The sequence below is a fragment of the Achromobacter sp. ACM02 genome (assembly GCF_014851605.1).
Classification (GTDB): Bacteria; Pseudomonadota; Gammaproteobacteria; order Burkholderiales; family Burkholderiaceae_B; genus Achromobacter; species Achromobacter aegrifaciens.
The window spans coordinates 73,978-79,977 of record NZ_JACUZY010000014.1; the positions used below are offsets into that span (position 1 = coordinate 73,978).

The 6,000-nt window shown below is 61.4% G+C and carries 3 protein-coding genes; all 3 read right to left on the minus strand.

Going from position 1 to position 6,000, the window contains the following annotated elements; genetic code table 11:
• Positions 1-69: 69 nt before the first annotated feature.
• The 3 genes from IB258_RS29405 to IB258_RS29415 all read right to left on the minus strand — a co-directional run bounded on the left by IB258_RS29405 (position 70) and on the right by IB258_RS29415 (position 5,983).
• On the minus strand, positions 70-306 hold the full coding sequence (locus tag IB258_RS29405) for a type I secretion C-terminal target domain-containing protein (protein ID WP_054458562.1): 237 nt from the start codon (positions 304-306) through the stop codon (positions 70-72).
• 170 nt (positions 307-476) lie between these two features.
• Complete coding sequence (locus tag IB258_RS29410) at positions 477-818, minus strand: retention module-containing protein (RefSeq protein ID WP_054458560.1); 342 nt, start codon at positions 816-818, stop codon at positions 477-479.
• Positions 819-979: 161 nt separating this feature from the next.
• Positions 980-5,983: a VCBS domain-containing protein gene (locus IB258_RS29415; RefSeq protein WP_192353560.1), complete on the minus strand. Its 5,004-nt coding sequence runs from the start codon at positions 5,981-5,983 to the stop codon at positions 980-982.
• Between the last annotated feature and the right edge of the window lie 17 nt (positions 5,984-6,000).

Here is a 6,000-nt window from a genome sequence, read left to right on the forward strand (position 1 = left end):
ATGACGTAGCGACGTGATGAAAGGTGCATCAGGCCGAGAAGGCCATTGCGAGTCCTCTAGGCTCGGCGCTTAGCCATGGTCAACGTTCAGCTTTCCTTTCTGCAGCAGGTCGTTGATGATGGCCTGGTTGTTCATGAACTGGCCGTAGGCGTCGTGGGTGAGATCGACGTTTTCCAGCACGATCTTCTGATCCGCGCCCTGGGTGCCAAGCTTGCCCTGGGTATTCACGTCAATGACCGTGTTATAGCCTTCCTTACGGAAGTCCAGGTACTTGGTCAGTGTGCTGTCGTTTTCGCCGACCAACAATCCTTGGATGTCCGAGTGTCGCCGCCATAGGCGGGTTTCCGGATCGAGACGTCTTTGATCTTATCCACCGGGGGGCGGCAACGCGTCGCTATCGCCGGAGGATCGCCGTTTCAAGAAAGCGTGCTAGGCGGACGAAACTGCCGCCGCCAGCGGCCCCTAGCCGGCCACGACTACGGCGAGGGGGCAAGTTCATCGAACAGGCCGAGACCATTGCGCAGGAGGGCCAGCAAGCGGTCGGAATCGGTGCCCGAGGGCGGAGCTAGCGCGGCTTCGGACGAGTCGTCCAGAGTGCTGGTCATTTCGGCGGTCAGCGCGACCTCGCGGCTCTCGCCGATGATGACCAGCATGCCGTTTTCAAGCTGAAGGGAAACCGTGGCGCCCGAGGCAGTGACGATGTCGCTGTCGGTGGGGACCTTGCTGCCTTGGCGCAGTTCGGTCAGGGACCCGTCGCTATGGCGCAGCCACGCGCGGCCGGACATTTCGTTGACGATTGTGGGAGAAGTATTGGCCATTTCGGGTCCCTTTTCAGGGCGTTATCCAAGATGACCAGATACTAGATGGCGTTGCCGGCGTTCGATACTGGCAACATTGATAGCGTCAAGCAGCAATGCTGATGCTTGATGAAGAATGCACCGCCGGGAAGGCCGTTGCCGGCCTTCCCGGGGCTTGCTGCTTAGCTGTGATCGACGTTCAGCTTACCCTTCTGCAGCAGGTCGTTGATGATGGCCTGATTGCTCATGGCCTGACCGTTCGCGTCATGGGTGAGATCGACGTTCTCCAGCACGATCTTCTGATCCGCGCCCTGGGAGCCAAGCTTGCCCTGGGTGTTGATCTCGACGAGCGTATTGTTGGAGTTGGCCGGATCCTGCTTGAAGTTCAAGTACTGCGACAGGTTGCCGTCCTTCTCGCCCACGAGCAGGTCCTTCAGGTCCAGCACATCCCCGCCGTCGACGACCGAAGCCTTCGAGAAGTCCTTGATCGTGTCGATCGCAGGCTGCGCCGTGGTGCCCTGGTCGCCAAGCTGCCACTTGAACGTGTCGCTGCCGCCGTCACCCCACATGGTGTCGTTGCCCTTGCCGCCGACCAGGATGTCGTTGCCGGCGCCGCCGTGGAGCTCGTCGTTGCCGGTTCCGCCATAGAGCTTGTCGTTGCCGTCATCACCCCACAGGACATCGTTGCCGCCCTGGCCGTAGATGATGTCGTCGCCCTTGCCGCCATGCAATTCGTCATTGCCGCCACGCGTGTCGCCAGCCGCATCGAACTGACCCGGATTCTGCTTGATGAACTCGTATATCCGTTCGTTCGTCGGGGCGACGCCGTCCACGGCCTTGAGGTAGTCCTTCAGCGAGTCGAGACCGCCGCCATTGTGGGATCCCGCGGGATTGCCGGCCCACGCGAGGTGGTCGGTGTTGATCGCGTCACCGAAGATGATGTCGTTGCCGTCGCCACCGTAGACGGTGTCGTGGCCGACTTCGGCCGGATTGCTCGTGCTGCTGCCTCCCTTGAGAGCGGCCTCCAGGTCGTTGGCGGTGTTGACGATGTCAATTGCGCCAGTCTTGCCGTAAACGGTTTGGTATCCCGAGGGATTGCCGAACCAGTCCCACCCGGTGGGCAGCCTGATCTGGCCATCGCCGGAGCTGTCCGTGTTATCGAAAAAGCGCAGGATGTTGCTGTCGATGCCGGTTCCGATGCCGATCCCGTGGACCTTGCTGGCGCCGTTGAGGGCTTTGAAGGCGTCGACGGATTCCTTCATGGTGTTGTAGTCGGTATCGTTACCCGGTCCGTCCACTCCCTTCTTGTCGTTGTAGTAGTACTGCGTCGGGTTTCCGTCGGTCAGGAAGAACGTCAGATTCTCGAACTTCGTACCGCTGGGATTCACTTTGCCCTGATCGGCGAACCACTTCACGGTCGCGTTGAAGGCGGCTTCGTAGTTGGTCCCCGCAGTGTTACCCGTCGCGATAGTCAGATCGTTGATCGCCTTGATCAACTGGTTCAGGTTGGCCTGCGTGAGGTTGTTGAACGTGATCGGATCTTGAGCATGGGTTGCGAAGCCGATCAGCGATACGTTGACGACGCCGTCGTGGTGCTCCAGGTCGGCGGCGAGCTTGACCAGCGCGTCCTTAACCAGTTGCATGCGGTTGACACCGGAACCGGACTGCGCGGACATGCTGCCTGAACGGTCCACCACCAGCGCAATGTTGTAGTTCGTGCCGGGGGTGACGTTCGTGACGTAGCCGCCCTGGTCCGCCAGGATGACGTCATCACCCGACCCGCCGTTCAGCGGCGGTTTGCCGCCGCTGCCGCTGTCGTCATTGCCATGGGTCACCAGGTGATCGGCGGAGATGACGAACTTGTGCTCGGTCGAGGTGTCGTTGCCGCCATTCGCCGTGCCGCCATTGTCCTTCACTTGGAAATTGAAGGAGCTGTCCTGCTTGTCGGCGCCCGGCGTGAACTTCAGCAGGCCTTGTTCGATGGCCGACTTCGGAATCTCCATGCCGGCCGTGACCGGCTTGCCGTTATAGGTCATCGTGCCGCTGGTGGGCGGTTGGGTGATGATGACGCTTTGCAGGCTGTTGCCTTCCGCTCCATCGTCGAAGCGGAAATCGTTCAGCGAGAAGACGTACTGGTTATCGCCAACTTCCAGGTTCGCGGAACCGTCCACGGTCGTGGGCGCGTCGTTGACACCATTGATGGTGATGGTGATGGTGCTGGTGGCCGAGCCGTCGGCGGAGGCGACCGTGTAGGTCTCGACGATGCTTTCGCCCGCCTTGAGGAACTGGATCGCGGCGTTGTTGACGTTGTAGGTATAGGTGCCATCGGGTTTCATTACGATGACGCCCAGCGCTCCGCCGGCATGCGTGCTGTTGGTGAGCTTGAGGGTGGCGGTGTCGAAGGTCGACTGGCCGGCATCGGGATCCGTGATCGTGACCGCGCCCTTGACGGTGAGATTTCCGCCCGTGACGTTCACATCTTCCGTGACCGACCGGAAGTCGTTGGTCATCACCGGCACGTCATTGGTGCCATTGATCGTGATGGTGATGGTCGTGGTGCTGAAGTCGCCGTCGGAATCGCGGATGGTGTACGAGAACACGTCCGAGAGCTTGTCGCCTTGCCCCAGTGCATTGACGCGCGGATCGGTGTTGTTCAGGGTATAGGTATAGGTGCCATCGGCGTGGATGGTGATCTTGCCGTACACGCCATTGACCTCGGCGTTGACGTTGCCTTCGATCGCCTTGTTCGCGTTGGCCGAACCCTTGGCCACGCCGACCACCGTGGTCACGTCGGCGCCCACGGCGTCCGCACCGGTGCCGGTGATGACGTTGCCGGTGGCTTCCAAGACCTTGTCTTCCGTCACACTGGCCGTGTCCGGCTTTGCCTCGGGCGCCGTGTCGGTGATCTGGATGATCAGGCTGCCGCTGCTGCCGTGGCCGCCAGCATTCTTGGCGGTCACGATGAAGTCGTCATGCACGCTGTCCTTGCCGTTCGAGTGATTCTGGGATTTCCCCTTCTCGGTATAGGTGTAAGTGAGCTTGCCGGTAGCTGGATCGTAGCCGGTGATCTTGAGCGTGCCCTTGCCCGTGGTCAGGCTGACGGGGTTGGCATTCGTCGCCTTGGTGACGTCCACGCCATTTACGTCGACGCTCACGATGCCCAACGCCGCGGAAATCTGCATCGTTCCCGTAACGGTGTCGCCGGTGGCTTCCGCCACCTTGTTCGTCGCGTTCGTAACGGCGGATTCCGCGGTGGAGGTCACGTTGAAATGCGTGTTCACCTTGTCGCCGTCGCCATCCGTTCCGGTAACGCCAACCGTGAAGTCCATCGGGCCGGCGGGAACGCTTTCCGTATAGGAGCCGGTCGTGAGGAAGGACATCCTGACGCCGCTGCCCGCGGTGACCTCGATGCTATCGAATTGAGTGAACGAGGGGGTGCCCTGGCTCAACATCTCCTTCGTGATGTGAATGGCGCCAGTCGTACTGTTCACGGGTACGGAGATCATCTTGGAGACGCCGTCGCTCCATACCGTGATATTGAGCGTGCCGCTTCCCTTGACTTCCGCGACATTCAGCTTGAAATCCGAGAGGGCTTCGTTGAAGTCCATGCGGAAGCTTTCGCCCGAGTCGAAGGAGGTGTTGCCGATCCCGAACGAATTTCCGCTGCCGAACGTGTTGGCATTGAACGTCTTTCCGCCGCCGGCGCTCAGCGTGGCATAGCCGAGGTCATAGGTGGATTGGGGGTTGTTGCTGATCGAGGAGGCCAAGTCGATCGACGCGGTCGTCCCGGGCCGGGCTTCGTGCTGGGTGACGGTATAGCCGCCCTCCGGATTCAGGGTCACCGTGAAGATCTTGGTCCCGTTGGGCGAGAAGATGTCGACCGAAGACTTGTTGAGCGCGCTGGTCGTCCAGTTCTGCGGCAGCTGACCGACAGACGACACGACCAGCGTGGCGCCCACGGCGTCGGCGCCCGTATGGAATTCCAGGGTGCCGGTGGCGCTGGTGGCGGCATTCTCCATCACAGTATTGGAGACGGCGCCGAATTCCGGACTGTCATCCTCGATATTGATCGTGATGGTGCCGTTGCTGGTGGCGTGGCCATCGCTGACCTGCACGCCGATACCCAGCTGGAGCACGTCCTCGACCGAGTTCGTCGGGTGATCCACTTGGCCCGACAGGGTTACGGTGTAGCCGCCCGCGTCGGTCATCGTGACAGTGATGACGGAGTTTCCGTGGAAGTCCTTGCCGACCAGGGTGTGGCCATTGTCCGACAGGGTCCAGACGACAGGTTTTCCTTGTGAGGTCAGGGCGTTGTCCGCCGGCTTGACCAAGGTGACGGTATGGGTGTCCTTCACATCCAAATCGGAGATGGTCAGGTTGCCGGAGTAGGTGACAGCGTTCGTCGTATCCGTGGTGCCATTGCTGTCAGGTATGCCGTGCGGCAGGCCTTCTTCAGACAGGTTGATGCTGGCGCTGCTGATCGAGGGCAGATCGTTCGTGCCGGTGATCGTAATCGTCAGCACGGCCTCGCTCTTGTCGCCGTCGGCATCGGTGATGGTGTAGCGGATGGTCTCGGTCAGCAATTCGCCCGCCTGCAGCCCCTGGACAGCTTGCAGGCTGTTGTTGAGCTGATAGGACCAGGTGCCGTCGCCATTGTCTACCAGCGTGCCGTACTTGGCATCGCCGGTAGTGATGACCGTCGTGACTGCATCGGCGCCGAGTGTGTCGTTGCCCAACAAGTTGCCGGAGATGGGGGCGGTCGTGCCTTCCGTGATGCCCGCCGTGTCGTTCTTGGCCTCAGGAGCGGTGTCGGTGATGAGCACGACCAGGTCGTCGGACTTGACCTGGTTGGCCGCATCGGTGACGGTGACGGTGAACTTGTCGGTGACGGAGTCGTCGCCGGCGGTGTGGTTCTTGGCCGTCCCATCCTGCTGGTAGCTATAGGTGATCTTGCCGGTGGCCGGGTCGTAGCCAGTCAGCGTGAGCTTGCCTTCGGTGCCGTTGACGACGACCGGGGTGGTGCCCAGCGCCTGGAGTTCGGCCACGGTGAGGGTGGTGCCGCCGATCTTGACGGTAGCCAGGCCTTCCGGTGCGGTGACGGTCAGTTCGCCAGTAACCGGCTGCGTGGCGTTCTCGGCGATGCTGACGTTGCCGGCATCGGCGCCGTTGGCGTCGGGGACGGTCACGCCGGGCACGCCATCGG

What these genes read in the sequence shown, in the direction of transcription:
- IB258_RS29410 (WP_054458560.1), bottom strand. Translation starts at nt 818, where the DNA reads ATGGCCAATACTTCTCCCACAATCGTCAACGAAATGTCCGGCCGCGCG.